At 71.1% G+C, this 25,110-nt stretch carries 26 protein-coding genes; 12 read left to right on the top strand and 14 right to left on the bottom strand.

Translation table 11 applies throughout. The features are described 5' to 3' along the window. Positions 1-235: 235 nt before the first annotated feature. Genes F6X53_RS09790 through F6X53_RS09780 form a run of 3 tightly spaced genes read right to left on the bottom strand, consistent with a single transcriptional unit; the run spans position 236 to position 2,912 of the window. Positions 236-1,612, bottom strand: a complete 1,377-nt coding sequence (locus F6X53_RS09790) for an ATP-binding protein (protein WP_238297772.1) — start codon at positions 1,610-1,612, stop codon at positions 236-238. Positions 1,613-1,647: 35 nt separating this feature from the next. Then, on the bottom strand, positions 1,648-2,367 hold the full coding sequence (locus F6X53_RS09785; RefSeq protein ID WP_150999837.1) for a response regulator: 720 nt from the start codon (positions 2,365-2,367) through the stop codon (positions 1,648-1,650). Next, the gene (locus tag F6X53_RS09780; protein WP_150999836.1) at positions 2,367-2,912 is read right to left on the bottom strand and encodes a MarR family winged helix-turn-helix transcriptional regulator; all 546 of its coding nucleotides are present in this window, start codon (positions 2,910-2,912) and stop codon (positions 2,367-2,369) included. Before F6X53_RS09780 ends, F6X53_RS09785 begins: the two co-directional genes overlap by 1 nt. Before the next feature lie 196 nt (positions 2,913-3,108). On the opposite strand from F6X53_RS09780, the gene F6X53_RS09775 reads away from it, so the two are divergent. The 3 genes from F6X53_RS09775 (at position 3,109) to F6X53_RS33640 (ending at position 4,664) form a co-directional block, all read left to right on the top strand. Then, positions 3,109-3,996: a branched-chain amino acid aminotransferase gene (locus tag F6X53_RS09775; protein ID WP_150999835.1), complete on the top strand. Its 888-nt coding sequence runs from the start codon at positions 3,109-3,111 to the stop codon at positions 3,994-3,996. 86 nt (positions 3,997-4,082) lie between these two features. Continuing rightward, positions 4,083-4,316, top strand: a complete 234-nt coding sequence (locus F6X53_RS09770) for a DUF3072 domain-containing protein (protein WP_150999834.1) — start codon at positions 4,083-4,085, stop codon at positions 4,314-4,316. A 132-nt stretch (positions 4,317-4,448) separates the two neighbouring features. Then, complete coding sequence (locus F6X53_RS33640) at positions 4,449-4,664, top strand: Flp family type IVb pilin (RefSeq protein WP_150999833.1); 216 nt, start codon at positions 4,449-4,451, stop codon at positions 4,662-4,664. A 333-nt stretch (positions 4,665-4,997) separates the two neighbouring features. On the opposite strand, the gene F6X53_RS09760 is transcribed toward F6X53_RS33640, so the two are convergent. The 4 genes from F6X53_RS09760 to F6X53_RS32300 all read right to left on the bottom strand — a co-directional run bounded on the left by F6X53_RS09760 (position 4,998) and on the right by F6X53_RS32300 (position 9,903). After that, a complete protein-coding gene (locus tag F6X53_RS09760; protein ID WP_191970774.1) occupies positions 4,998-5,792 on the bottom strand; it encodes a DUF937 domain-containing protein in 795 nt (264 codons plus the stop codon). Between the two features lie 183 nt (positions 5,793-5,975). Beyond that, on the bottom strand, positions 5,976-7,460 hold the full coding sequence (locus F6X53_RS09755; protein WP_150999831.1) for an MATE family efflux transporter: 1,485 nt from the start codon (positions 7,458-7,460) through the stop codon (positions 5,976-5,978). Beyond that, the gene (locus F6X53_RS09750; protein WP_150999830.1) at positions 7,453-9,468 is read right to left on the bottom strand and encodes a monovalent cation:proton antiporter-2 (CPA2) family protein; all 2,016 of its coding nucleotides are present in this window, start codon (positions 9,466-9,468) and stop codon (positions 7,453-7,455) included. Before F6X53_RS09750 ends, F6X53_RS09755 begins: the two co-directional genes overlap by 8 nt. An 84-nt stretch (positions 9,469-9,552) precedes the next feature. Further along, positions 9,553-9,903 carry a DUF1127 domain-containing protein gene (locus tag F6X53_RS32300; protein WP_191970773.1) on the bottom strand — a complete coding sequence of 117 codons (351 nt, stop codon included), beginning with the start codon at positions 9,901-9,903 and terminating at the stop codon, positions 9,553-9,555. A gap of 289 nt (positions 9,904-10,192) precedes the next feature. Here F6X53_RS32300 and ispH point away from each other — a divergent pair, with 289 nt between their 5' ends. Next, positions 10,193-11,209 carry a 4-hydroxy-3-methylbut-2-enyl diphosphate reductase gene (gene ispH, locus F6X53_RS09740; protein ID WP_150999828.1) on the top strand — a complete coding sequence of 339 codons (1,017 nt, stop codon included), beginning with the start codon at positions 10,193-10,195 and terminating at the stop codon, positions 11,207-11,209. Between the two features lie 115 nt (positions 11,210-11,324). Next, positions 11,325-12,290 carry a homoserine kinase gene (gene thrB / locus F6X53_RS09735; protein WP_150999827.1) on the top strand — a complete coding sequence of 322 codons (966 nt, stop codon included), beginning with the start codon at positions 11,325-11,327 and terminating at the stop codon, positions 12,288-12,290. A 34-nt stretch (positions 12,291-12,324) separates the two neighbouring features. On the opposite strand, the gene F6X53_RS09730 is transcribed toward thrB, so the two are convergent. Further along, positions 12,325-12,807, bottom strand: a complete 483-nt coding sequence (locus F6X53_RS09730) for a peroxiredoxin (RefSeq protein ID WP_150999826.1) — start codon at positions 12,805-12,807, stop codon at positions 12,325-12,327. Between the two features lie 192 nt (positions 12,808-12,999). On the opposite strand from F6X53_RS09730, the gene F6X53_RS09725 reads away from it, so the two are divergent. Next, positions 13,000-13,602: a YqgE/AlgH family protein gene (locus tag F6X53_RS09725; protein ID WP_150999825.1), complete on the top strand. Its 603-nt coding sequence runs from the start codon at positions 13,000-13,002 to the stop codon at positions 13,600-13,602. A gap of 97 nt (positions 13,603-13,699) precedes the next feature. Here the strand turns inward: F6X53_RS09725 and F6X53_RS09720 are convergent, their stop codons facing one another. Then, a complete protein-coding gene (locus F6X53_RS09720; protein WP_150999824.1) occupies positions 13,700-14,698 on the bottom strand; it encodes a cupin domain-containing protein in 999 nt (332 codons plus the stop codon). A 392-nt stretch (positions 14,699-15,090) separates the two neighbouring features. Between F6X53_RS09720 and dnaK the strand changes: the two genes are divergently transcribed. The 4 genes from dnaK (at position 15,091) to F6X53_RS09700 (ending at position 19,565) form a co-directional block, all read left to right on the top strand. Continuing rightward, a complete protein-coding gene (gene dnaK, locus F6X53_RS09715) occupies positions 15,091-17,007 on the top strand; it encodes a molecular chaperone DnaK (RefSeq protein WP_150999823.1) in 1,917 nt (638 codons plus the stop codon). 114 nt (positions 17,008-17,121) lie between these two features. Then, complete coding sequence (gene dnaJ, locus F6X53_RS09710) at positions 17,122-18,279, top strand: molecular chaperone DnaJ (protein ID WP_150999822.1); 1,158 nt, start codon at positions 17,122-17,124, stop codon at positions 18,277-18,279. A gap of 196 nt (positions 18,280-18,475) precedes the next feature. Further along, positions 18,476-19,111: a class I SAM-dependent methyltransferase gene (locus tag F6X53_RS09705; RefSeq protein ID WP_150999821.1), complete on the top strand. Its 636-nt coding sequence runs from the start codon at positions 18,476-18,478 to the stop codon at positions 19,109-19,111. A 148-nt stretch (positions 19,112-19,259) separates the two neighbouring features. Beyond that, on the top strand, positions 19,260-19,565 hold the full coding sequence (locus F6X53_RS09700; protein WP_191970772.1) for a hypothetical protein: 306 nt from the start codon (positions 19,260-19,262) through the stop codon (positions 19,563-19,565). 48 nt (positions 19,566-19,613) lie between these two features. Here the strand turns inward: F6X53_RS09700 and deoA are convergent, their stop codons facing one another. Genes deoA through cdd form a run of 4 tightly spaced genes read right to left on the bottom strand, consistent with a single transcriptional unit; the run spans position 19,614 to position 22,908 of the window. Beyond that, the gene (gene deoA / locus F6X53_RS09695; RefSeq protein WP_150999820.1) at positions 19,614-20,906 is read right to left on the bottom strand and encodes a thymidine phosphorylase; all 1,293 of its coding nucleotides are present in this window, start codon (positions 20,904-20,906) and stop codon (positions 19,614-19,616) included. Next, on the bottom strand, positions 20,903-21,652 hold the full coding sequence (gene deoC, locus F6X53_RS09690) for a deoxyribose-phosphate aldolase (protein ID WP_150999819.1): 750 nt from the start codon (positions 21,650-21,652) through the stop codon (positions 20,903-20,905). The genes deoA and deoC overlap by 4 nt, the downstream gene beginning before the upstream one ends. Further along, the gene (locus F6X53_RS09685) at positions 21,645-22,505 is read right to left on the bottom strand and encodes a purine-nucleoside phosphorylase (protein WP_150999818.1); all 861 of its coding nucleotides are present in this window, start codon (positions 22,503-22,505) and stop codon (positions 21,645-21,647) included. Before F6X53_RS09685 ends, deoC begins: the two co-directional genes overlap by 8 nt. Further along, positions 22,498-22,908 carry a cytidine deaminase gene (gene cdd / locus F6X53_RS09680; protein ID WP_150999817.1) on the bottom strand — a complete coding sequence of 137 codons (411 nt, stop codon included), beginning with the start codon at positions 22,906-22,908 and terminating at the stop codon, positions 22,498-22,500. Before cdd ends, F6X53_RS09685 begins: the two co-directional genes overlap by 8 nt. A gap of 173 nt (positions 22,909-23,081) precedes the next feature. Here cdd and F6X53_RS09675 point away from each other — a divergent pair, with 173 nt between their 5' ends. Both F6X53_RS09675 and F6X53_RS09670 read left to right on the top strand, forming a co-directional pair. Beyond that, the gene (locus F6X53_RS09675; RefSeq protein ID WP_150999816.1) at positions 23,082-23,303 is read left to right on the top strand and encodes a DUF2093 domain-containing protein; all 222 of its coding nucleotides are present in this window, start codon (positions 23,082-23,084) and stop codon (positions 23,301-23,303) included. Between the two features lie 129 nt (positions 23,304-23,432). Continuing rightward, complete coding sequence (locus F6X53_RS09670) at positions 23,433-24,065, top strand: LysE family translocator (protein ID WP_150999815.1); 633 nt, start codon at positions 23,433-23,435, stop codon at positions 24,063-24,065. A gap of 6 nt (positions 24,066-24,071) precedes the next feature. Here the strand turns inward: F6X53_RS09670 and lpxK are convergent, their stop codons facing one another. Continuing rightward, on the bottom strand, positions 24,072-25,040 hold the full coding sequence (gene lpxK, locus F6X53_RS09665) for a tetraacyldisaccharide 4'-kinase (protein ID WP_150999946.1): 969 nt from the start codon (positions 25,038-25,040) through the stop codon (positions 24,072-24,074). Positions 25,041-25,110 lie beyond the last annotated feature (70 nt).

The following is a 25,110-nucleotide window of genomic DNA, read 5'->3' as shown; positions in this document are numbered from 1 at the left end:
CCCGGCAAAAAATTCTGCCCGGCTGCGGCAACGAGAGCGCATTGGCCGGCGAACAGATCAAACTCTGTCGTCGATGCCATCGATGAGATTCCCCGGCACGGAACTCGGCTCGATGCATTCCGTGGATCTTGGCTGCCGAACCTCGTTCAAGGCGACCTGAGCCGAGGCCGTGCCGGGTGGCTATTCTGGCCTGCGGTCCGCCCCGCTCGATCCCTGCTCGCGGAAGCGGTCGATGTCAGGCGGGGATGCGCACCGTCGCCCTCAGGCCCCCGAGTGGGCTGTCGTGCAGCGAGACATCGCCGCCATGCGCGCGGGCGATATCCCTGGCAATGGCCAAGCCGAGCCCGGAGCCGCCCGCGTCCTGGCGCGCGTCGTCGAGCCGCAAGAAAGGTTTGAAAACCTCCGCTCGGCTCTCGACAGGGATGCCTGGCCCGTCATCGTCTATCGATACGAGGAACGAGCGCGCCTCCTCGCGACCGGAGATCGCGACCGTCTCGCCGTAGCGCGCGGCATTTGCCGCGAGATTGAACAGGCAGCGGCGAAACGCGTCGGGCCGGACCGTCACCAGCGGAGAGCCTTTGAGGTCGACCGCGGCGACGTGCGCGCCCAGACGCTCGAGGTCAGTTCGCAGATCTTCGAGCAGAGCCCGCATATCGGTCGGCGCGGCAGGCTCCGCGGAATCGCCTCGCGCGAAGGCCAGATAGGCTTCGAGCATCCGGCTCATCTCATCGACGTCGCGCAGGAGATCCTCGACCTCCGGCGTCTGCTCGACGAGAGCTAGGGAAAGCTTGAAGCGGGTGATGATGGTGCGCAGATCGTGGCTCACGCCGTTGAGCATCGTCGTGCGCTGTTCCATCGCGCGCTCGATGCGCCGCTTCATCTCGATGAAGGCATGCCCGGCTTGGCGAACCTCGCGCGCGCCGCGCGGCCGGAACTCGATCTCGCGGCCCTTGCCGAAACCCTCCGCCACGGCAGCGAGCCGCAGGATCGGCTTGATCTGGTTGCGCAGGAACAGGATCGCGACGCCAAGGAGCACCATCGACGAGCCGATCATCCAGACGAGGAAGATATGCGAGTTCGAGGCATAGGCTTGGCTGCGCCGGGCGTTGATCCGCATCACGCCGTCGGGAATGGCCACGCGGATCTCGATCAGGCTCGATCGCCCGACGGTGTCGATCCAGAACGGTCGTCCGATCTGACGCTTGATCTCGTCCGACAGGGCTTCGTCGAGGATGGAGAAGAAGGGACGAGGACCCGGCGCGGGCAGCTTCGCCCCCTTGAGGATGTCCAGATCGAGGCTCAGACGCTCGCTAGCGATGCGGGTCAGCGTCTCGGCATCCTTGTCCTGTGGATAGCTCTCATAGATATCGATCAAGGCGGAGATATCGGCCGTCACCGCGGAGGAGAGGCGCTTCGTCACGAGCTGCCAGTGACGCTCCATGAAGGTGTAGGCGATCACCGATTGAAGCAGCACGACGGGTGCGATGATGATGATCAGCGAGCGGGCATAGAGGCCTTTGGGCAGCGCGTCGCCGATCGCGCGCGCGAACTTGCGCCAGAGCGTTCGCGGACCGGGCAGCGTTGCTCGCACGCGGCGAGCCTCTCGCAGCATCCGGGCCGAAGCGGGATCCGGCGCCTTCATCGCCGTCAGTCGATGACGAGGCGATAACCGACGCCACGTACCGTCTGGAGGAAGGTGGGATTGGCGGGATCGACTTCCGTTTTGCGACGCAGCCGGTTGATCTGCACGTCGATGGTCCGCTCCGCCGCAGCCCCTCCGTTCCCCGCGAGGACTTCCCGCTCGACATTGGCGCCACCGGCAGCCGCGAGGATCGTCAGGATCTCGCGTTCCCGCTCAGTGATGCGGATCATCTCGTCCTCGCGGCGCAACTCGCCCCGCTCGATCCGGTAGGTGAAGGGGCCAAACGTCACGACCTCGCCGCCGGAATCTCGCCTCGGGCCCGAGGCGCGATTGATGATGTTGTTGAGCCGCAGGATCAGCTCGCGGGGCTCGAAGGGTTTCGGCAGGTAGTCGTCGGCGCCGATCTCGAGCCCCAGAACCCGATCGTTGGTATTGTTGCGCGCCGTCAACATCAGGATCGGCACCCGCGACGTCTCACGAACCTTGCGGGCGTAGTCGAACCCGTTCTCGCCCGGCATCATCACGTCGAGCACCATGGCATCGAAGACCAGGCTCTGGGCCTTTGCCCGCGCCTCGGCAGCGTTGGCGGCGGCCGTGACGCGGAAACCCTGCTCGAAGAGATACCGCGAGAGGAGTTCCCGCACGCGTCGGTCATCATCGACCACGAGGATATGCGGCGCATGATCGGACAATTCGCAGCGCGCGCTGGCCGATGCATTCGACATCAGGCGGCCCTCCGGGCGCGGCGTGCCATCAGGCGGCACACGGCGGCACGCTCATCCGGCTCGATCATCGCGAGGAGGAAGTCGTGAGCCGACATGGCCGCGGTGCCCGCCTGCTCGGCGCGGTCGGCGAGGGCACGCGCGACGCGACGCGTCTGCACGCGGGTCAGGTCGGCGGCGAGATCCGCCCCCGCATTCGTGCAGAAGAGGAGCCGCTGCCGCCGATCGCTGGTCCCCGTCTTCTGCTCGATATAGCCCTGCTCGATCAAATCCTTGAGCACCCGGTTCAAGCTCTGCTTCGTGATGCGCAGGATATCCAGGAGTTCGGCGATCGTGAGACCGGGATAGCGAACCACGAAATGCAGCACACGGTGATGGGCGCGGCCGAAGCCGTACTCGGCGAGGATCCGGTCGGGATCGCCGACGAAGTCCCGGTAGGCGAAGAACAGCAGCTCGATCAGATCGTCGCTCGCGGCGCCCTGCACGCCGAGCGCTTCCTGGCCCGGGATCTCCGCGATCTCGGCAGCCGGTACCTGTTGGCGCGTCATGGCCCGTGTCACGTCTCGGTGGTTCCTGATATAAGTCAGTGTTGTTGACATATCTCAGCCCGGTTGATACCCGTCAAGCCTTCCGGCAAGACGGGGCCCCGGCGCCCGCGCCCGTGTGCCCGCCAGCCGGCTCTTAGCCCGATCGATTGACCCCGCGGTCCCTTCCGAGGCGTCCGCGCGACGAGGAACAAGCTCCATGTCCGTGATCCCGTTCGACGAGCGCGAGGGCACCATCTGGTTCGATGGCGTCATGGTGCCGTGGCGGGAGGCCAAGATTCACGTACTCAGCCACGGTCTCCATTACGGGTCGGCGGTGTTCGAGGGTGAGCGGGCCTATGGCGGGAGCATCTTCAAGAGCCGCCAGCACTCCGAGCGCCTGCACCGCTCGGCCGAACTCCTCGACTTCACGATCCCCTACAGCGTGGACGAGATCGAGGCGGCCAAGGCGCTCGTGCTGAAGACCAGCGGCCTGTCGGATGCCTATCTGCGGCCGGTCGCCTGGCGCGGCTCCGAGATGATGGGCGTGGCGGCCCAGCACAACACCATCCACCTCGCGATCGCGGCGTGGGAATGGCCGAGCTACTTCGACCCGGCGACCAAGATGAAGGGCATCCGCCTCGACATCGCCGATTACCGCCGGCCGGATCCGCGCACCGCGCCCTCGACCTCGAAGGCGGCGGGTCTCTACATGATCTGCACGATCTCCAAGCACCGGGCCGAGAACAAGGGCTATGCCGACGCCCTGATGCTCGACTGGGAGGACAACGTCGCGGAATGCACCGGCGCCAACGTGTTCTTCATCCGGGACGGGGTGATCCACACGCCTCTCGCGGACCGGTTCCTCAACGGGCTCACCCGGCAGACCGTGATCGACCTGGCGCGCCGGCGGGGCTTCGAGGTGGTGGAGCGGCGGATCCGGCCCGAGGAGATGGAGAGCTTCAGCGAGTGCTTCATCACGGGATCGGCGGCCGAGGTGACGCCGGTCTCCGAGATCGGGCCCTACCGGTTCGTGCCGGGCACCATGACCAAGACCCTGATGGACGATTACAGCGCCGAGGTGCAGCCGAAGGCGCACGCGGCCTGAGAGCCTGGACAACGCGATCGGGGCCTGGAACCGGGCCCCGATCGCGTGCGTTAGAGCGGAACATTTCATGAACGAAAGCGCCGCTTATGACCAAGTCCAGCACCGAGAACCCAAAGACCGACCCGAAGGACGTCTCGAACCAGATCAAGGACCCCGATCAGTGGACCACCGGCGGTGAGCCGATGACCGGCGCGCAGGCCTCCTACCTCAAGACCCTGTCGGAGGAGGCCAAGGAGCCGAAGGCCTTCGATCCGGATCTCGACAAGGCCGAGGCCTCGAAGCGCATCGATGCCCTGCGCAAGGAAACCGGCCACGCTTGAGCGCGAGTCCGCCGGGTCCCGCGTGAGCGGGGCCCGGCCCCGATTTGCCGGCGCGAATCGCGCATCGATTTAAATCATCCGAAACAAAGCCGCCCTTAGGGTTGTCCCAGACGAGCGGGGGGCGCATCACCGATGACCAAGCCGGGACCAGGGGGCGGGCGTCCCTGCGCCGCCTTCGAACGCGCCCGCCGGCTTTGGTCGGACGAGAGCGGCGCGACCGCCATCGAATATGGCCTCATCGCGGGACTGATCTTCTGTGTGATCGCCGGAAGCCTGCGCCTGTTCGGCGGGAAGTTGAACGGCATCTACGAGCGCATCAGCACCAACATCCCCCCGAACATCAACTAGAGCTGTTCCCGATCGCGTTGCGACGGGACCGTCGGCCGCGCCCGTGCCGAAGCGGGCGCGGATCCCCTCTCCCGTGCGGGAGAGGGACAGGGTGAGGGTCGAGACCTTTCAGAACGAGGTGCGCCCGATCGGCGCCCAGCCGGCGATACGACCGCATGCTCCATCCTGACGGCGCTCATCCCTCACCCCAACCCTCTCCCGCACGGGAGAGGGGGTCCGTCGCGCCGAACCGGACCGGGGCTGCCGATTTTCCAGCCCGTTGCAACGCGATCGGGCGCGGCCCTAGGCCGGCGCCAAGCATTCTGCCGGCCTTGCCCGATCGGCTTGAGGGCTTCAGCCGGCCTTCGGCTCCGGCCGCTTCCGGGACGGCGCCTTGTAGGGCTCGGCCGCTCTCGAGGGCTCGTCCGCCTTGGGGGGCTCGGCCGATCTGGGGGCTTCGGCGGACTTGGCGGGATCCGTCCAGAAGGCGTCGAAGATGCCCTGCATCGCCTTCACGTTCTGCTCCTGAACCTCGGCGCCGGTCTGCAGCATCTGCTGGAACATGCCGAAGGGCTCGGTCTCGGCGGCCGCATCGGGCTTGGCGCCGGCCCGCGTCCGGGCGGGGCCCGCGCGCTTCGGGGCGGCCTCGGCCGGCGGCGGCAGGAAGGCCTTCATCATGTCGGTCCAGATCGGGGCGGCGGCCAGGAAGGGGTTTGGCGGCTCCGGCGCGGCGCGGGGCGCGGGCTCCGGCAGCGCCTGGTTGAGCATCATGTGAACGATGCTCGCCACGATCATCCCGGCCATCATCGGCAGCATCTGGCGCAGCACCTGCGAGCCGACGCCGCTCGCGCTCGCGGCCTGCTGCAGAACCGCCTGGGCGAGGGCGGGCGAGCCGAACATCCCGCCGAGCATCGCCTCCGGCCCGGCCGGGGCGCGGCCGGCGGCGAGGTTGAAGAACTGGGACAGGCCGGTCGGATCCTGTGCGGTATTGCGCTGCAGGCCGAGGGCGAAGGCCGGCATCAGGGCCTCCAGGGCGCGCCGGGTCTGGTCCGGCGTCAGGCCGAAGGGCTGGCCCATGCCCTGCCAAGCGGCACCGCCCTGAGCCTGAAGCATGTCGATCGGATTGAACATCGCCGCTGGGCCCTTCATCGACCGGCACCGGGGCGCCATGGGCCTGAACCGCACGCGCCCGATCCCAGCTTAGTCCGATTGGGCAGCCACTGACCAGCGGGGGCGCCTCCTGGTGGGCCCGGAGGCCCGATTCGCCCGTGGATCCGGCGGATTCCGGTGGTGTTCGCCCGGTCCCAGGATGTCTCCGCGCGAAGGTCCGCCTCAGACGAGCGCGCCCGTCCGCGCCGGTCCTTCGGCTAGGGCCGCCTCGGCCTCGGCCCGCACGGTCTCGGGCAGCGGCGGGTTGGCGGCCCGGATGGCGCGGTCGCGCCGCTCCAGACGGGCCACGCTGCGGAATGCCAGCACGATGCCGAGGGTCCCGAAGACCACGGAGCCGAGGCCGACCCCCGCGATCACGCCGGGCGGGCCGTACAGGGCGGCGCCGGCGAGCGTCGGCGGCATGGTCCCGAGGGTCGCCCGGCCCCAGTTCAGCCCGGTCGAGAGGAATGGGAAGCCGAGATTGTTGAACGAGGCGTTCGACAGGAACAGGAGCCCGTTGAAGAACCAGACCGCGCCGCTGACGAAGCAGAAGAAGGCGAACAGATCCCCCGCCAGGCCCTCCAGCCCGAACAGGCGCATCAGGGGCCCGCGGGCGAGGATGAGCGCCAGCCAGACCAGGGCGACGTAGAGGGCGGTGACGAGGGCGCCGTCCCGCAGCACGCCCCGCATCCGGTCGAACCGCCCCGCGCCCCAGTTCTGGCCGAGGATCGGCCCGATCGAGCCCGACAGGGCGAAGAGGCCGCCGAAGGCCACCGGGGTCAGGCGGTCGATCACCACGTTGGCCGCCACCGCGACGGCGCCGAACTTCGCCAAAGCGTGGGCGATGAAGGCGCTCGCCACCGAGGGCGCGAGATTCGTCAGCACCGCCGGGAACGCGATCTTGAAGACGATGGGGGCATCGGAGATCGCGTCGGCGAGGCGCGGGCGGGTCAGCATCCGGTGCTGACGCACGCCCCACAGGCCGATCAGTGCGAAGGTCGCCCGCGCCACGCAGGTGGTGATGGCCGCGCCGTCGACGCCGAGTCCCGCCCAGAAGATCAGGAGCGGATCGAGCCCGGCCGTCACGATGGCGCCTCCGAGCGTCACGTACATGGCCTGGCGCGCCGCGCCCACCGCCCGCAGCAGGCCCGAGAACATCATCCCGGGGCCCATCAGGACATTCGAGGGCAGGGCGATCCAGAGGAAGCGCTCGGCGACCGCCAGGGTCTCGCCCTCGGCGCCGATCATCCGCAGCAGGGGATTGAGGAACGGCAGCATCACGACGACCAGGAGGGCCGCCACGATCACCCCGTGCAGGGTGCCCGAGGTGGCCAGCCGCCGGGCGCCGGCCTGGTCGCCGGACCCGATCGCCCGCGAGACCAGGGCGCCCGCCGCGATCATCAGGCCGATATTGATCGAGATGGCGAAGAACTGGATGATCGTGGCGAAGCCCACCGCCGCCGTCAGCTTCGGGTCGCCGAGCTTCGAGACGTAGAGGAGCGAGAGCAGGTCGACCACGAAGATCGCCATCAGGCCGATCGAGCCCGTCCCGCTCATCACCACGACGTGACGCAGGGTCGAGCCCTCGACGAAGCGCGCGGATCCGGCGGCCGGCGCCCGGGTTCCGGGCAACCCCTCCTCGCCGGCCTCGATCGGGGCCTCAGGCATCCGGCGCGCCGTCCTGGGTCTCCAGATCGCGGGCTTTCGCCTCTCGGGGCCTCGCTTCCCGTGTCGTCACGTCCTGCGCCTTCGCGTCGCGTCGCTCGGGGTCCGGGCCATCGAGGTCCTGATCCGGGTCGCGGGTTTCGAGCGCACGCTGGGCGGCGTCGCGCCGTTCGGATTCGATGATGTCGCGGGTCTCGGCGCTCAGCGCCCGGGCCGGCCGCTGCGGCGCCGTCAGCGGCTCGGGCTTCAGCTCGGTCTGGGCGCCCCGCATCCAGCTCGACCCATCCGGCAAGGCGCCGGCCTGCTGCAGGACCAGTCGGGCGACGTCGCGCTTGCGCACGTCCTCGGCGGTCCGCGTCGCGACCTCGTCCGGCACCCCGAGCCCCGCCAGGGTGGCGCGCCCGAAGGCGAGGGCGGATTCGACGGTCTCGCGCAGCTGGTAATCCACGTCCCGGTTCATCAACTCGACCGCGTGGGTGCGGTCATAGGCCCGCACATAGGTGCGCACGCTCTCGAATTCCTCGTGCACCATGTCGACGATCTTGAGGGCCGCCTCCGACTCGTCGATGCAGATGCAGACGAGCTCGACCCGGCCGATGCCGGCGGCGCGCAGCACGTCGAGGCGGGTGCCGTCGCCGTAATAGACCCGGAAGCCGAAGCGGGAGGCGGAGCGGATCTGCTCCACGTCCTTGTCGATCACCGTGACGCCGATTCCCTCGGCCAGCAGCACCTGGGTCAGGATCTGCCCGAAGCGGCCGAAGCCGATCACGAGGACGCGGGCCTCCGTCGACTCGATCACGTCGGTGGCCTGTTCGAGCGCGGTGCCGCGGCGCCGGGCCAGGACCGCGTCGAGGGCCTTGGCGGCGACGGGGCCGACCAGCATGGTCAGCGCCGCGAGCGCCACGGCGAAGCGCGTCGCGTTGGCGTCGAGGAGCCCGAGGCCGCCGCCGACGGGCAGGAGCACGAAGGCGAACTCGCCCGCGGGCGCCAGGATGGCGGCGCCCCGCACCGCGTCGAGCCAGGACGAGCCGAACAGCCGGAACAGCCCGGCCACCAGGGCGATCTTGACCAGGATGGCCGCCGCGGTGGCGCCGAACAGAGTCGGCCACATCGCCTTCACGAGGCCGCCGTCGATCGACATGCCGACGCTCATGAAGAACAGGCCGAGCAGCATGCCGCGGAAGGGCTCGATATCGGCCTCGAGCTGGTGCCGGAAGTTCGATTCGGCGAGGAGGATTCCGGCCAGGAACGCCCCCATGGCCATGGAGAGCCCGACCTCCTGCATCAGAAGCGCGGTGCCGAGCACGACGAGGAGGGCCGCCGCCGTCATCACCTCGCGGGCGCCGCTCGCGGCGAGCAGCCGGAAGAACGGGTTCAGGCCGTAGCGCCCGACCAGCACCACCGCCAGGATCGCCACCAGGGCCTTGCCGGTCGATTGCACGGCCGCCCCGAACCAGAAGCTCTCGCCGCCCCCGCCGCCCGCCGAGGCGAGGAGCGGCATCAGGGCGAGGATCGCCACCACCGAGAGGTCTTGGAACAGCAGCACCGCGAAGGCGCGCGAGCCGTAATTCGTGCCGAGGTCGCCGCGCTCCTCCAGGAGTTGCAGGGCGACCGCCGTCGCCGAGAGCGCGAGGGCGATCCCGATCACGGTCGCGGCCGTGCCGGGCAGCCCGAACAGGTAGCCCGCGCCCCCGAGCACGAGGGCGCAGATCAGCAGCTGCGCCGTGCCGAGGCCGAAGATGTCGCGCCGCATCGAGACGAGCTGCGACAGGTGCAGCTCCAGCCCGACGATGAACAGCAGCAGCACCACCCCGATCTCGGCGACGCTCGCGGCGGTCTCGGGCTCGGCGATCAGCGAGAAGCCGAACGGGCCGATCAGGACCCCGGCGACCAGGTAGCCGAGCACCGCGCTCTGGCCGATCAGCCGGAAGATCGGCACGCCGATCACCGCCGCCGACAGGAAGGTCAGGACCGGCGGCAGGAAGCTCGCATGTTCGCTCGGGCTCGCCATCACGGGTCCAGGCTGGAGGGATCGCGTCCGGGGATGCCGGATGCCGACGTCCCCCGGAGGTGCGAGACCCTCTTAACCCAGCACTCACCCGCCCGCCACGTCCGGCCTCGTGCCGCACCGCACCCGGCGCGCCACTCGCCGCTCGCCTCGCCGCGCCACGATGAGGCCCCCGACATCCTCGGCCGGATGCAGCTGCCCGGCATCCCGCGCATCCTGCGGGGTCAGGCCGATATCCCGCAATTCCCGCTCCGACATGGCGGCGAGGTCGCGCAGCAGGCGGCGATTCTCGCCGTAGCGGGCCAGGGCGGCGGCGAGCCGCGCCAGACCGTGCCGGGCGCCTTCGGCCCGGCGCCGCAGAGGCTCGGCCCAGCGCCGAGGCGGCCCGGCCGCCAAGCCCGAGCGCCCCGCAATCCCGTCGCCCGATCCGCCGCGCATATCCGTCATCTCCCGCCGAGCGATCACGATGCGCGCAACGATCCGCCTGCTGCCAGGAATGGAGCAGTATGATTTGCCGAAACTGTCCGGATCAATTTGCGGTACAGTTCGGGTTCGGTCCCGCGTCGCCCCGCCGGACCCGGCCGCCGCATGGCGCCCCCTCATGGCTCCCCCGCGTCGCGCGGAGTCACCAATTCCCGCAAATCTGCTATGGAGGTGCCCGGAGCGGGCGGGTTTCGACCGGCCGAACGGTTGACAGGGTGGGCTCCGCCTCGCCACATCCCGGATCATGAGCGCCGACATCACGAATCCCACCCCCTCGGACGGGGTCCAGACCGCAGCGTCCGCGGCCAAGCCGCCCCTGGACATCCTGCTGGCCGCCCCCCGGGGCTTCTGCGCCGGGGTCGTGCGCGCCATCGACGTGGTCGAGCGGGCGCTCGCGATCTACGGGCCCCCGGTCTATGTCCGCCACGAGATCGTCCACAACAAGTACGTGGTCGAGAGCCTGAAGCGGAAGGGCGCCGTGTTCGTGCGCGAGCTCGACGAGGTGCCGGACGGCTCCGCCCCCGTGATCTTCTCGGCCCACGGCGTCGCCAAGACGGTGCCGGCCAACGCCGATTCCCGCGGGCTCATCACCATCGACGCGACCTGCCCGCTGGTGACCAAGGTCCACCGCGAGGCCGAGATCCACCACAAGCGCGGGCGCCACGTGCTCCTGGTCGGCCATTCGGGCCATCCGGAGGTCGTCGGCACCATGGGCCAGCTGCCCAAGGGCTCGATCACCCTGGTCGAGGATCTGGAGCAGATCGCCGCGCTGACGCCCGAGGACCCGAACAACCTCGCCTGGGTGACCCAGACCACGCTCTCGGTCGACGACACCCGCCACATCGTCGACGCCCTGAAGCGGAAATTCCCGACCATCACCGGGCCGCACAAGGACGACATCTGCTACGCCACCACGAACCGGCAGGAGGCGGTGAAGCAGATCGCCCCCCTGGTCGACGCCCTGATCGTCGTGGGCTCCTCGAACTCGTCGAACTCCCAGCGCCTGCGCGAGGTCGCCGAGCGCGTCGGCTGCCCGATCACCCGCCTGGTGCTGCGCGCCGAGGAGATCGACTGGCCGGCCTTCGAGGGCGTGCGCCGCCTCGGCCTCACCGCCGGCGCCTCGGCCCCGGAGGTTCTGGTCGAGGAGATCATCGACGCCTTCGCGGCCCGCTACGAGGTGACGGTGGACACGGTCTCGACGGTGGTCGAGGACATGTCCTTCCCGCTGCCCCGGGAACTCCGCAGCGAGGCCGCCGAGTAGGGCGACCCGCCCGGACCCGAGGGATCTCGTGCAGGGGCGCCCGGTCGGCGCCCCTTGCCATGTCGTCCGCTGAAATCAGCATGTCGTCAGCCGACATCAGAAGGTGAGTGCAGGCGTGGCCGTCTATACCGAGGTATCCGACGAGGCGCTCACGGCCTTTCTGGCCGCCTACGACATCGGGGGCCTGCTCTCGTACAAGGGCATCGCCGAGGGCGTCGAGAACACCAACTTCTTCCTGCACACCACAGCCGGCTCCTACATCCTCACCCTCTACGAGAAGCGGGTGCGGGAGGACGACCTGCCGTTCTTCCTGAACTTGATGGAGCACCTGGCGACGCGCGGGCTCGCCTGCCCGCAGCCGATCCGCAACCGCGACGGCCGGGCGCTCGGGCGCCTGTGCGGGCGCCCGGCCGTGATCGTCAGCTTCCTCGAAGGGGTCTCGGTCAAGCATCCGGGCGTCGACCATTGCCGGGCGCTCGGCGGCGCGCTGGCGGCGCTCCACGCGGCCGGCGCCGATTTCGGGATGACCCGCGAGAACAACCTCTCGGTCGGGGCCTGGCGCGGCCTGTTCGATCAGGCGGCGGCGCAGGCCGACGGCGTCTCGCCGGGCCTGGCCGCGCGCATCCGGGGCGACCTCGCCGTGCTGGAGGCGGGCTGGCCCCGGGGCCTGCCCGGCGGCGTCATCCACGCCGACCTGTTCACCGACAACGTCTTCTTCATCGGCGACGACCTGTCGGGGCTGATCGACTTCTACTTCGCCTGCACGGACGCCTTCGCGTACGACCTCGCGATCTGCCTCAACGCTTGGTGCTTCGAGGCGGACGGCCGGTTCCACCGCGACATGGCGGCGGCGCTGATCGCCGGCTACGAGGCGGTGCGCCCGCTGGAGGCCGCGGAGGTCGCGGCCCTGCCGATCCTGTGCCGCGGGGCGGCGTTGCGCTTCCTGCTGACCCGCCTCGTCGACTGGCTCAACGTGCCGCCGGGCGCCCTCGTGCAGCCGAAGGACCCGCGCGAATACGACCGCCGCCTCGGCTTCCACCGCACCGCGCGCGACGCCCGCGATTACGGCCGGGCGGGGTGAGGCGCGCGGGGGTTTTCGCGCGCCCTCGGCCCGCTCAGATGACCTTGAGCAGCGCCTCGGCGCCGGAGGCCTCGGCCTTGGAGGGCGATTCCTCGATGTTGAGGATGCGCACGACGCCGTCCTCGATCAGGGCCGAGTAGCGCTTCGAGCGGATGCCGAGGCCGAAGCCGGTGCCGTCCATGTCGAGGCCGGTGGCCTTGGCGAAGTCGCCGTTGCCGTCGGCCAGGAACTCGATGCCCTCCGCGCCCGAGGCCTTGGCCCAGGCGTCGAGCACGAACACGTCGTTGACGGCCGTCACCGCCACCGCGTCGATGCCCCGGGCCTTGATCTCGCCGAGCTTGGCGACGAAGCCCGGCAGGTGGTTGCGGTGGCAGCTCGGCGTGAAGGCGCCCGGAACGCCGACCAGCACCACCCGCCGGCCCTTGAAGACGTCGTCGGTGGTGCGGGCCTGCGGGCCCTCGGGGCCGTTCATGCGGAAGGTCGCCTGGGGCAGGTGGTCGCCAACCTGAATCGTCATCCGCTGTCTCCTCGATCGCGGGCCGCCGGGGCGGCCTCTCCGGCGACATGCGCCGCAGGCTGAAGGGTGCGGCCCGTCTAGCGTGGCCGCTTCGCGCTGTCGAGGCGAGGGGCATCGCCCCGCCTCGCGCGGGGGGCGGGCCGGGGCGCTTTGCCCGCTGGACAACGCATCCGGGGGGCGTAGCATGCGGGCATGGAGAACCCTCGGCACGGAAACAGCGCCTTTCTCGACGGCCAGTTCCTGGTGGCGATGCCGGGCCTGACGGATGCGCGCTTCGCGCGCTCGGTCATCTACGTCTGCGCCCATTCGGCGGACGGCGCGATGGGCATCATCGTCAACAAGCCCGTCACCGATCTCTCGATGCCCGACCTCCTGGTCCAGCTCGACGTGGCGCCGGAGGCGGACGCGATCCGCCTGCGCGAGCGCGTCGGCCACATGCCGGTGCTGATGGGCGGCCCGGTCGAGGGCAAGCGCGGCTTCGTGCTCCACACCGACGATTTCCACATCGACCAGTCGACGCTGATCATCGACGACGGCGTCTGCCTCACCGCCACCGTCGAGATCCTGCGCGCCATCGCCAACGGCGACGGGCCGGCCAGCGCCGTGCTGGCGCTCGGCTATGCCGGCTGGCAGGCGGGGCAGCTCGAGAGCGAGATCATGGCCAATGGCTGGCTCAACTGCCCGGCCGACCCGGACCTGATCTTCCACCCCGCCCTCGACGCCAAGTACGAGCGCATCCTGCGCCGCAACGGCATCGATCCGGCCATGCTGTCGATGAGCGCGGGCCGGGCCTGAACGGGCGGCCTCCCGCTCCGATCCGCCGGCATCCCAAGATCCTGCGCAAGATCCTGCGCGAGATCCCGCGGCGTTCCGGGCGCAGTCCCGTCGCGGGCTACTCGCCCGGCTGCGGGCTCGCGCCGACCGCGTCCGGGTTCATGCCCTCGACCGTGGGCTTGCGGCGGGCGGGGCGGGGGGTGGCGGCGGCGGTCGGGGCCGCGCCCGGCACGACGCTGACGCCGAGGCGGGTGGCGAGCGCGAGCGCCCGCGCCTCGGAGAAGCGCAGGTGGCAGAAGCCGTGGGCGCCCTCGCGCGCATAGGTGCGGCAGACCTGCTCGCGGTCGGAGGAGAAGGCGGCCTGCTCGGTGACGATCGGCCGGACATCCTCGCGGCGCGCCCGCTGAGTCATCAGCTTGTAATTGTCCCGCACCGCCTTGTCGGCGATGCCGCGCGCGGTGTCGAACTCGGCCGAGCGCGGGATCAGGCCCGCCGCCGCCGGTCCCCAGAGCCCCGCCGGGGTGGTGGCGCAATCCTGGGCCGAGAAGGTGCAGACCGGGTTGCCGCCGAGCGGCGTCACCAGCACGCCGCCCTCCAGCACCTGGAAGCGGAGCGGGCACTCGGCGGCGGCGGCCTCGAAGCGGGCGATCCCCTCGGGCCGGCCCTCGGAGGTCAGGGTGATGGGCTTGCCGCCGTTGAGCGGCACCGAGCAGGCTTCGGTCGGCTGCGAGACCTTGGTGCCCGGCAGGGTCAGGCGCGCCGTCATGGCGGCGCCGGCCCGTTCCAGCTTGAGGGTGCCGTTCAGCCCGTTGAGCAGCAGGTCCTGGCCCGCCACGTTGTCGTCGGAGGGCGCCTTCAGCACCACGGGCTTGGGCGGCGCGGCGGGGCGGGGCGCCTCGGCGCCGGGATCGCCCGGGATTCCGGGCGGCAGCGGCGCGCCGGGCTCCGGCACGGCCTGCGGCGCCTGGGGCACCCCGCGGGGCGGAACGGGAGGCTTGGCCGCGCGCCCGATCCCGAACAGCTCCTCGAAGAAATTCTGCGCGGCGGCCTCCCGGGGCAGGGGAGCCAGGAGCGCGAGGGCGAGGAGCGGCGGAACGAGAACGCGGATCGGACGCATCGAGTCTTTCGAGCCGGAGAGCCTGGACGGACGCTGCCGGAACCGGGTTCCGCCGGCATGATCGTCGGTTCGCCCCGAGTGTAGCACGCCATCGATGGCGCGGGCGTGGCGGGGCGGCAACAAAATCGCCAGGCGGAACGCGGCAAACCGGGCGTCGCAACGGGCGAACCATCAGGTCTCTCAGCGGGATAGCGCGCTCGGTGCGGAACCGCCTGCTTCGCCTTGCGAGCCCGCATCGACCTTCTTATATCCGGCGAAGCACGGGATTAAGCACCGGATTGAGCCGTTTCCGGCGCCTGTTCCGTCCTCACAATTCCATTCCGCACCGCCATGGGCCGAGCTGCTTCGGGGCTCGGCGGTCTGCTTGATCAGAACAACAGAGGGATCCCACCATGGGTAAAGTCATCGGTATCGACTTGGGCACCACCAATTCCTGCGTGGCCGTCATGGAAGGCACGCAGCCCAAGGTCATCGAGAATGCGGAAGGCGCCCGCACCACGCCGTCCATCGTGGCCTTCACGGATGACGGCGAGCGCCTCGTCGGCCAGCCGGCCAAGCGGCAGGCCGTCACCAACCCGGAACGCACCTTCTTCGCCATCAAGCGCCTCATCGGTCGCACCTACGACGACCCGATGACCCAGAAGGACAAGGGTCTGGTCCCCTACAAGATCGTCAAGGGCGATAACGGCGACGCCTGGGTCGAGGCCGACGGCAAGCGCTACTCGCCCTCCCAGATCTCCGCCTTCACCCTGCAGAAGATGAAGGAGACGGCCGAGTCCTATCTCGGCCAGCCGGTGACGCAGGCCGTCATCACGGTGCCGGCCTACTTCAACGACGCCCAGCGCCAGGCCACCAAGGATGCCGGCCGCATCGCCGGCCTCGAAGTGCTGCGCATCATCAACGAGCCGACCGCCGCGGCCCTCGCCTACGGCCTCGACAAGAAGAAGGCCGGCACCATCGCGGTCTACGATCTCGGCGGCGGCACCTTCGACGTCTCGATCCTGGAGATCGGCGACGGCGTGTTCGAGGTGAAGTCCACGAACGGCGACACCTTCCTGGGCGGCGAGGATTTCGACAACCGCGTGGTCGAGTACCTCGCGGCGGAGTTCAAGCGTGAGCAGGGCATCGACCTGACCAAGGACAAGCTCGCCCTCCAGCGCCTCAAGGAGGCCGCCGAGAAGGCGAAGATCGAGCTCTCCTCCGCGACCCAGACCGAGATCAACCTGCCCTACATCACGGCGGATGCCTCGGGCCCGAAGCACCTCGCGCTGAAGCTCAGCCGCGCCAAGTTCGAGTCCCTGGTGGACGATCTCGTGCAGCGCACGATGGAGCCCTGCCGCAAGGCCCTCAAGGATGCGGGCGTCTCGGCTTCCGAGGTGGACGAGGTGGTGCTGGTCGGCGGCATGACCCGCATGCCGAAGGTGCAGGAGGTGGTGAAGTCCTTCTTCGGGAAGGAGCCCCACAAGGGCGTCAACCCGGATGAGGTCGTGGCCATCGGCGCGGCGGTCCAGGCCGGCGTGCTCCAGGGCGACGTCAAGGACGTGCTGCTCCTCGACGTGACCCCGCTCTCGCTCGGCATCGAGACGCTGGGCGGCGTGTTCACCCGGCTCATCGACCGTAACACCACGATTCCGACGAAGAAGTCGCAGACCTTCTCGACGGCCGAGGACAACCAGAACGCGGTCACCATCCGGGTCTTCCAGGGTGAGCGCGAGATGGCGGCCGACAACAAGCTGCTCGGCCAGTTCGACCTCGTCGGCATCCCGCCGGCGCCGCGCGGCATGCCGCAGATCGAGGTGACCTTCGACATCGATGCCAACGGCATCGTCAACGTCACGGCCAAGGACAAGGCGACGAACAAGGAGCACCAGATCCGCATCCAGGCGAGCGGCGGCCTCTCGGACGCCGATATCGACCGCATGGTCAAGGACGCCGAGGCGAATGCCGAGGCCGACAAGAAGCGCCGCGAGCTCGTCGAGGTGAAGAACCAGGGCGAGAGCCTCGTCCACGCCACCGAGAAGTCGGTGAAGGAGTACGGCGACAAGGTCTCGGCCGACGACAAGGCCGGCATCGAGACCGCCATGACCGCGCTCCGCACGGCCCTCGAGGGCGAGGACGTGGAGACCATCAAGGCCCGCACCACCGACCTGATGCAGGCCTCGATGAAGCTCGGCGAGGCCATGTACGCGGCGAGCCAGGGCGGCGACGCCGCCGGCCCGGAGGCGGCGGCCGGTGCCGAGAAGAAGGACGACGTCATCGATGCCGACTTCCAGGAAGTCGACGAGAAGGACCAGAAGAAGCGGGCGTAAGGCTTGCTTATCCGCGGGACCGGAGCGATCCGGTCCCGCGCTCTTTTTCGGATGACGGCACGCTCCCCGGGCATGGTCTCGGGGAGCGGCATATGAGGGACCTGGGGCCGGGGAATGTCGAAGCGGGACTATTACGAGATCCTGGGCGTCGCGAAGACCGCTTCGGACGGCGAGATGAAGGTGGCCTTCCGCAAGCTGGCCATGAGCTACCATCCGGACCGGAATCCCGGCGACAAGGAAGCCGAGATCAAGTTCAAGGAAATCAACGAGGCCTATCAGTGCCTCTCGGACGGCCAGAAGCGCGCGGCCTATGACCGCTTCGGCCATGCCGCCTTCAGCCAGGGCGGCGCGGGCGGACCCGGATTCGGCAACGAGTTCGGGGACTTCATGTCCGACATCTTCGACAATTTCTTCGGCGACGGCCGGGGGCAGCCGGGGGCCGCGCGCGGGCGCGGCGGGCAGCCGGGCCGCGAGCGCGGCGCGGACCTGCGCTACAACCTCGAGATTACGCTTGAGGAGGCCTTCGCCGGCAAGGCCGAGACCATCAAGATCCCGACTTCGGTCACGTGCGAGGTCTGCGCCGGCTCCGGCGCCAAGGCGGGCTCGAAGCCGCGCACCTGCCAGACCTGCGCCGGCTACGGCCGGGTGCGGGCGGCGCAGGGGTTCTTCGCCATCGAGCGGACCTGCCCGAATTGCCACGGGCGCGGCGAGGTGATCGACGATCCCTGCGGCAATTGCGGTGGCGCGGGGCGCGTCAGCCGCGAGCGCACCCTCTCGATCAACGTGCCGGCGGGCGTCGATGACGGCCTGCGCATCCGGCTCGCGGGCGAGGGCGAGAGCGGCCTGCGCGGCGGACCCTCGGGGGACCTCTACGTCTTCCTCTCGATCAAGCCGCACGAGTTCTTCCAGCGCGACGGGGCGGACCTGTTCTGCCGGGTCCCGATCTCGATGGTGACGGCGGCGCTCTCGGGCGAGATCACCGTGCCGGTGATCGACGGCTCGCAGACGCAGGTGCGCATCCCGGCCGGCACCCAGACGGCGAAGCAGTTCCGCATCAAGGGCAAGGGCATGCCGGTCCTGCGCGCGCGCGACGTCGGCGACCTCTACATCCAGGTCTTCGTCGAGACCCCGCAGAACCTGACCAAGCGCCAGCGCGAGTTGCTGCAGGAATTCGACCAGACGGCCTCGGACGAGAACCATCCGGAGAGCGCGGGCTTCTTCTCGAAAGTGCGCGACTTCTTCGACGGCCTGAGCGGCTCGGCGCGCACGTGAGCGCGGCGCTCCGCGATTCCGGATCGTTTCGCCCCGAGCCCGGTTATGGTTGTGGCGACACCGCCCGGACGCGGCGATCGCCGGTGATGCGCGCGGCCGCGCGCGTCGGCGCTATGCACAGCCGCCGCCTTGACTGTAAGAAGGCTTTCGTCGTCTAGCCTATCCCATCCACCCGTCGATACGAGGGACTTCGGTCTTGCCGCCGTTACGTCGTTCCCGCGCGAAAGCCTTGGCTGCCACCGGTCCGGTGCGGGAGCGGCGCGATCCGCTGGAGGATGAAGCGCGGTTCCTGCGCTCGTGGTTCGAGCGGCCCCTCGTCACCGGCTCGGTCACGCCCTCGGGCCGGATGCTCGCCCGCACCATGGCGTCCTATGTCGACCCGCGCCGCGACGGCCCGGTGATCGAGCTCGGCCCCGGCACCGGCCCGGTGACGGAGGCACTGATCCGGCGCGGCGTCGCGCAGGAGCGCCTCGTCCTCGTCGAGTTCAACCCTGATTTCTGCGAGTTGCTGCGCCGCCGCTTCCCCCGCGCCACGATCGTGCGGGGCGACGCCTACAACATCCGCGAGACCCTGGCCGGGATGCTCTCCGAGCCCGGCGCCGCCACGATCTCCAGCCTGCCGCTCTTCACCAAGCCGCTCGAGCAGCGCCTCGACCTCCTGAACTCCGCCCACGACCTGATGGCGCCGAGCGCCCCCTTCGTGCAGTTCACCTACGCGGTGGTGCCGCCGATCCCGGCGCGCTGCCAGGCCGGCAGCTACACGGCGAGCGGATCCAACCGGGTCTGGCTCAACCTGCCGCCCGCGCGCGTCTGGGTCTACCGGCGCCCCTGATCCGGCGGCCGGATTCAGGGCGGTGCCGCAACCGTCGGCTGAACGGTACGGTATTTAACTCTTGTCAGCGTGCATTCAGGCGCCGCGGCCTAACCCTGTTCCGGATGCCGGCCGTCCTGGCCGGCTCGTTCGAGACAGGAGTTCGCCCATGACCATGAGCACGCGCCGGCCCCATCGCGGCCGCATCCTGGCCGCAGCCCTCGCCCTCGCCGGCGGCCTCATCGTCGCCGCCCCCCGGGCCGAGGCCGCCCCCTTCCAGCCCTCCGCCGCCATCGCCGACAGCGCCGAGACCGGCATCATCGCGGTGCGCGGCGGCCATGGCTGGGGCCATCACCATCACCACCATCGCGGCTGGGGCCATCGCCACCACGGCTGGGGCCACCGGCACCATGGCTGGGGTCACCGTCACCACGGCTGGGGCCACCGGCACCATCACCGTCATTACCGCTGGTGATCACCCGGCGCCGCGCGATCCGCGCGGCGCCTCCGCCTCGGCGGCGCCTCAGCCGATGCGTTCCAGCACGGCCGCGCGTGCGGGGGGCGCCTCGCCGATCCGGTAGGCGGCACGCAACGCCGCCTCTGCCCGGTCCGCCGCCGCCGCGTCGCGGGCATGCACCACGCCGAGGCGCCCGCTCGCGTCGCCCGGGCGGGCCAGATCGGTGAAGCCGACCGCCGGGTCGATCGGGTCCTGCGGGCGGGTGCGCCCGCCGCCGAGCCCGATCACCGCGAGCCCGATCTCCCGCGTCTCCACCGCCGCCACGACGCCCTCGGCGCGGATCTCCCGCACGATCCCGGCGCGCGGCAGGTGCCGCCCGGGCGCGTCGAGGAGGTCTGTCGGCCCGCCGAGGGCCGCCACCATGCGGGCGAAGATCTCGGCGGCGCGGCCCGAATCCAGCGCCTGCGCGACGCGGCCCTCCGCCTCCGCGAGGTCGCCGGCGAGGCGCCCGATCACCAGCATCTCGGCGGCGAGCGCCAGCGTGACGGCGTGGAAGCGCGGCTCGCGCCGGCGCCCCGTGAGGTAGTCGATCGCGTAGGCCACCTCGACGGCGTTGCCGGCGGCGGAAGCGAGCGGCGCGTCCATGTCGGTGATGAGCGCCACGGTGCGCAGACCGGCGCCGTTGGCCACGGTGGCGATGCTGCCGGCGAGGTCGCGCGCGGCCTCATGCCCGGCCATGAAGGCGCCCGATCCCGTCTTCACGTCCATCACGAGCCCGTCGAGCCCCGCCGCGAGCTTCTTCGACAGGATCGAGGCGGTGATCAGGTCGAGGGATTCGACCGTCGCGGTGGTGTCCCGGATGGCGTAGAGGCGCCGGTCCGCGGGGGCGAGGTCGGCGGTCTGCCCGATGATGGCGCAGCCCACCTCGCGGGTGACGGCGCGGAAGCGGTCGAGGTCGGGCCCGACATGGTAGCCCGGGATGCTCGCGAGCTTGTCGAGGGTGCCGCCCGTATGGCCGAGCCCGCGCCCGGAGATCATCGGCACGAAGCCGCCGCAGGCCGCCACCATCGGCCCGAGCGCGAGGCTCACGGTATCGCCGATGCCGCCGGTGGAATGCTTGTCGAGGACGGGGCCGGGCAGGTCCCAGGCGAGCACCGTGCCCGAGCGCGTCATCGCCCGCGTCAGGGCGATCCGCTCGGGCAGCGAGAGGCCGCGGAAGAACACCGCCATCGCGAAGGCGGTGGCCTGCCCCTCGGTGACGCTGCCCTCGGTGAGGCCCGCCACGAAGGCGGCGATCTCGGCCTCCTCCAGGGTGCCGCCGTCGCGCTTGCGCCGGATGATCTCCTGCGGGAGCCTCATGCCGGCTCCCCGAGCGCGGCCTTGAGGTCGCCCACGAGGCTGCTCGCGCCGAGGCGGAAGGTCGCCGGGCTCACCCAGTCCGGCCCCATGATGCGGTCGGCGAGCGCCAGGTAGGCGGCCGCATCCGCGACGCGGCGCAGGCCGCCCGAGACCTTGAGGCCCGCCCGCCGCCCCTCCGGCAGCGCCCGGATGACGCCGAGCATCGCCTCGGCCGCCTCGGGCGTGGCCGAGACCGGGCTCTTGCCCGTCGAGGTCTTGACGAAATCGGCGCCGGCCTCGAGGGCGAGGCGGGCCGCCGCCCGGATGAGCTCCGGCTCGGCGAGGGTGCCGGTCTCGAGGATCACCTTGAGGCAGGTCCGGCGGCAGACGTCGCGCACCGCCTCCACCAGGGCGCGGGCGGTCTCGCGGTCGCCGCGCTGCAGGGCCCGATAGGGCAGGACGAGGTCGATCTCGGCGGCGCCGTCGTCGATCGCCTCGGCGGTGTCCTCGACGGCGCGCTCCAGATCCTCGCCGCCGGCCGGGAAATTGATCACCGTGGCGACGCGCACGCCCGAGCCCGCGAGCGCCCGGACCCCCTGGCTGACGAATTGCGGCCAGACGCAGATCGCCGCGACCCCGCTTCCCCTGGCCTCGCGGCAGAGGGCGTCGACCTGGGGCGTGGTGCAGGTGTCGCCGAGGTCGGTGAGATCGAGGAGCGGCAGCGCCCGGCGCGCCACCGCGGCGGCATCGAAGAGGGGCTCAGGCATCGTGCGGGCTCCAGGGCGGCGTCGTCTCGAGGCCGAGGCGGGCCACGAAGGCGGCGACGAGGCGGGCGAGGTCGGAGGCCATGGCGGCGGCGGCCTCCTTGGTCTCGGCATGGTGGGGATCGCCGCCGCTGATCCCGGCCGCGCGGTTCGTCACCACCGAGAGGGCGGCGACGCGCAGGCCGAAGAACCGGGCGAGGATCACCTCCGGCACCGTCGACATGCCGACGAGGTCGGCGCCGAGGCGCCCCGCCATGCGCACCTCGGCCGGCGTCTCGAAGCTCGGGCCGGAGAACCAGGCGTAGACGCCCTCAAGCAGGGGAACCCCGCAGGCCGCCGCGGCCGCCCGCAGATGGGTGCGGAGCGCCGGATCGTAGGCGTCGGTCATCGGCACGAAGCGGGCATCGCTCGCCTCGCCCACGAGCGGGTTCAGCCCCGCGAGGTTGAGGTGGTCGCTCAGCATCACGAGGCTGCCGGGCCCGGCCTCCCGCATCAGCGAGCCCGCCGCGTTGGTGAGGAGAAGCGCGCCCGCTCCGAGCGCCCGGGCGACCCCGATGGGCGTGCGCATCACGGCGGCGTCGCCCCGCTCGTAGGCGTGCGACCGGCCCTCGAAGACGAGGACGGGCCGACCCGCCAGGATGCCCCGGTGCAGGGTGCCCCCGTGCCCGCTGACGCCCGGCTCGGGAAAACCCGAGATGCCCGCGTAAGGCCGCGACAGGCGCTCCGACAGGCTCGCGGCGAGGGGCCCGAGACCGGTGCCGGTGACGATGGCGCAGGCATAGGGCCCCGCGAACCCCGCCTCGGACAGGGATTGCGCGCTGCGCTGGACGATCGGATCGGCCGGGATCTCAAGCATCGGTGGCGAGCGTCTCCGGCCCGAAGGAGGCGGGCAGCAGCGCGTCGAGGGTGAAGCTGCGGCGCACCCCCTCCGGCCCCGCCACGTGGATCGGCGTCGTCCCGACGGCGAATTCCCGGATGCGCTGGCGGCAGGCGCCGCAGGGCGTGACGAGGCCCGCGCCGTCGCCGAGCACCAGGATCGACCGGATGGCGCGCCCGCCCCCCGCCACCATCGCGGCGATGGCGCCCGCTTCCGCGCAGGTCCCGGCCGGGTAGGCGGCGTTCTCGACGTTGCAGCCCGCATGGATGCGCCCGTGCTCGTCGCGGAGCGCCGCGCCGACGGGAAAGTTCGAGTAGGGGGCGTGCGCGCGGGCGCGCGCGGCCCCGGCCGCCTCGAACAGGGCCGAGAGGTCGGGGCTCACCGGCCGTCTCCGCCGGCGGCGTCCGCCGAACGGTCGATCGATGCGGCGCTCATGACTGCTCCTTCATGCGTGATCTTTGGCACCGGGCCCAGCGGCCTGTCGAGGGGCGAGATCGACAAGGCGCGAGGACGCTCCTATGACGCGGACGGAGATCGGCGAGCCGGGAGAGCAGGATGCTGGGCCGTTACGAGCGCGGGGCGAGCGGCGAGGCCGTGGTCGAGTACGGCGACGGCACCATGCGGGTGATCAAGCCCGGCAGCTTCGTGCGCTGCGCGGTGACGGGCGAGGCGATCGCCCTCGACGCCCTGCGCTACTGGAGCGTGGCGCGCCAGGAAGCCTTCGCGACGCCGGAGGCCGCCCTGCAACGCCTGAAGGAGAGCGGCCGGCCGGCCTAGAGCGCGCTCCGCGCTCGCCGGAGAACCGGTTCAGCGTGCGAGCGCGCGCCAAAGCGAGGATGGAGTGCCGTCATCCGGCCCGAGCGCCGGGCCGGGGGCCAAGGGCTCTCGCCATCCGGAGACCGAGCGATGAACCTTCACACTTGGTGGCTGTTCTTCAGCGCCGTTTTCATTCTGTGCGGGACGCCGGGGCCGAACATGCTCCACGTCCTGACGCGCAGCGTCCGGGTCGGGGCGCGGCGAGCCCTCGCCACCATGGCGGGCTGCCTCGGTGCCGTCCTGCTCGTCGTCGCGGCCTCGGCGGCGGGGCTCAGCGCGGTGCTGACCGCCGCGCCGGCCCTGTTCGAGGTCATCCGCTACGCCGGCGTCGCCTATCTGCTGTATCTCGGGGTCAAGGCCTGGCGGGGCGCGGACGGGCCGGTCGCGGCCAGGCCCGGCGAGGGTCCGGCGGCGTCCCGGCTCACCGCGCCGCGGCTCGTGCGCGACGGATTCCTGATCGGCCTCAGCAACCCAAAACTGATCCTGTTCGCCACCGCCTTCTTCCCCCAGTTCATCGACGGCCACGCGGCCCAGGGCCCGCAATTCGCGATCCTGGTCGCGACCTTCGCGGGGGCCGAGCTGTTCTGGTACGGAATCTACGCCATCGGCGGACAGCGCCTCGCCGTCACCCTGACGCGCCCGGGGCTGAAGCGCCTGTTCGACCGGATCACCGGCGGCCTCTTCGTCGGCTTCGGGGCCGCGCTCCTCGGCGTCCGGCCCTGAGGCGGCTCAGGCCCGGATGAGCGCGCCGATCTGGGTCGCGATGGCGCCCGCGTCGGAGAAGACGAGGCGCACGGGCAGAATCCGCACATCGTAGCCGGGGGGCAGCCGCACCGCGTCCTTCTCGGTGGTGACGAGATCGGCGCCGAGGCGGGCGGCCTCAGCAGCAAGGCCCGACAGGTCGCCTGCCGTGTAGCGGTGATGGTCCGGGAAGGCGCGGGCTGCCGCGATCTCCGCGCCCGCCGCCCGCAGGGTGTCGAAGAACTTCTGCGGGATGCCGATCCCCGCGAAGGCCACGGCCCGGCGGCCGGCCCAATCGCCGGCCGCCGGCACCAGCCGCGCGCGGTGCACCGGGAGCCCGCGCGCACGCGCCTGCGCCTCCACATCCTCGCCCGCCCGGCCCTCACCGATCAGCACGAGCCCGCCGACATGCGGCCATTGCCGGGCGAGGGGCGCGCGCAGCGGCCCGGCCGGGAAGGGACGGCCGTTGCCGAGGCCCGCGCCCGCATCCACCACCGCGAGGGCGAGGTCCTTGGCGAGGCTCGGGTTCTGCAATCCGTCATCCATCACGACCACGCGCGCCCCGGCCGCCGCGCAGGCCCGCGCCCCCGCGACCCGGTCGCGGGCCACGATGGTCGGGGCGTGGCGGGCGAGCAGCAGCGGCTCGTCCCCCACCGCGTCGGCCCCATGACGACCTGGATCGACCCGGACCGGCCCGGCGAGACGGCCGCCATAGCCGCGGCTCAGGAAGGCCGGCTCCGCGCCGAGGTCGCGCAGCATCGCGGCGAGCGCCAGCGCGGTCGGCGTCTTGCCGGCGCCCCCGAGGGTGAAGTTGCCGAGGCAGAGGATCGGGCAGGGCGCGCGCGTGCCGACCCGGTCCATGCGCGCCGCCGTCAGGGCGCCGTAGGCCGCACCGACCGGGGCGAGCAGCCGGGCGGCGGGATGGTCCGGCACCGACCAGAAGCGGGGCGGGCGGATCATGCGGGCCGCGCGGGTTCGGCCCGGCACCTGCCGCGCCGCAGCCCGGCCGCGTCTGGCGCGGGCGGCC

This window comes from Methylobacterium soli (assembly GCF_008806385.1).
Lineage (GTDB): Bacteria > Pseudomonadota > Alphaproteobacteria > Rhizobiales > Beijerinckiaceae > Methylobacterium > Methylobacterium soli.
The sequence above is the reverse complement of the archived record's forward strand: the minus strand, read 5'-3'. Positions and strand labels throughout refer to the sequence as shown.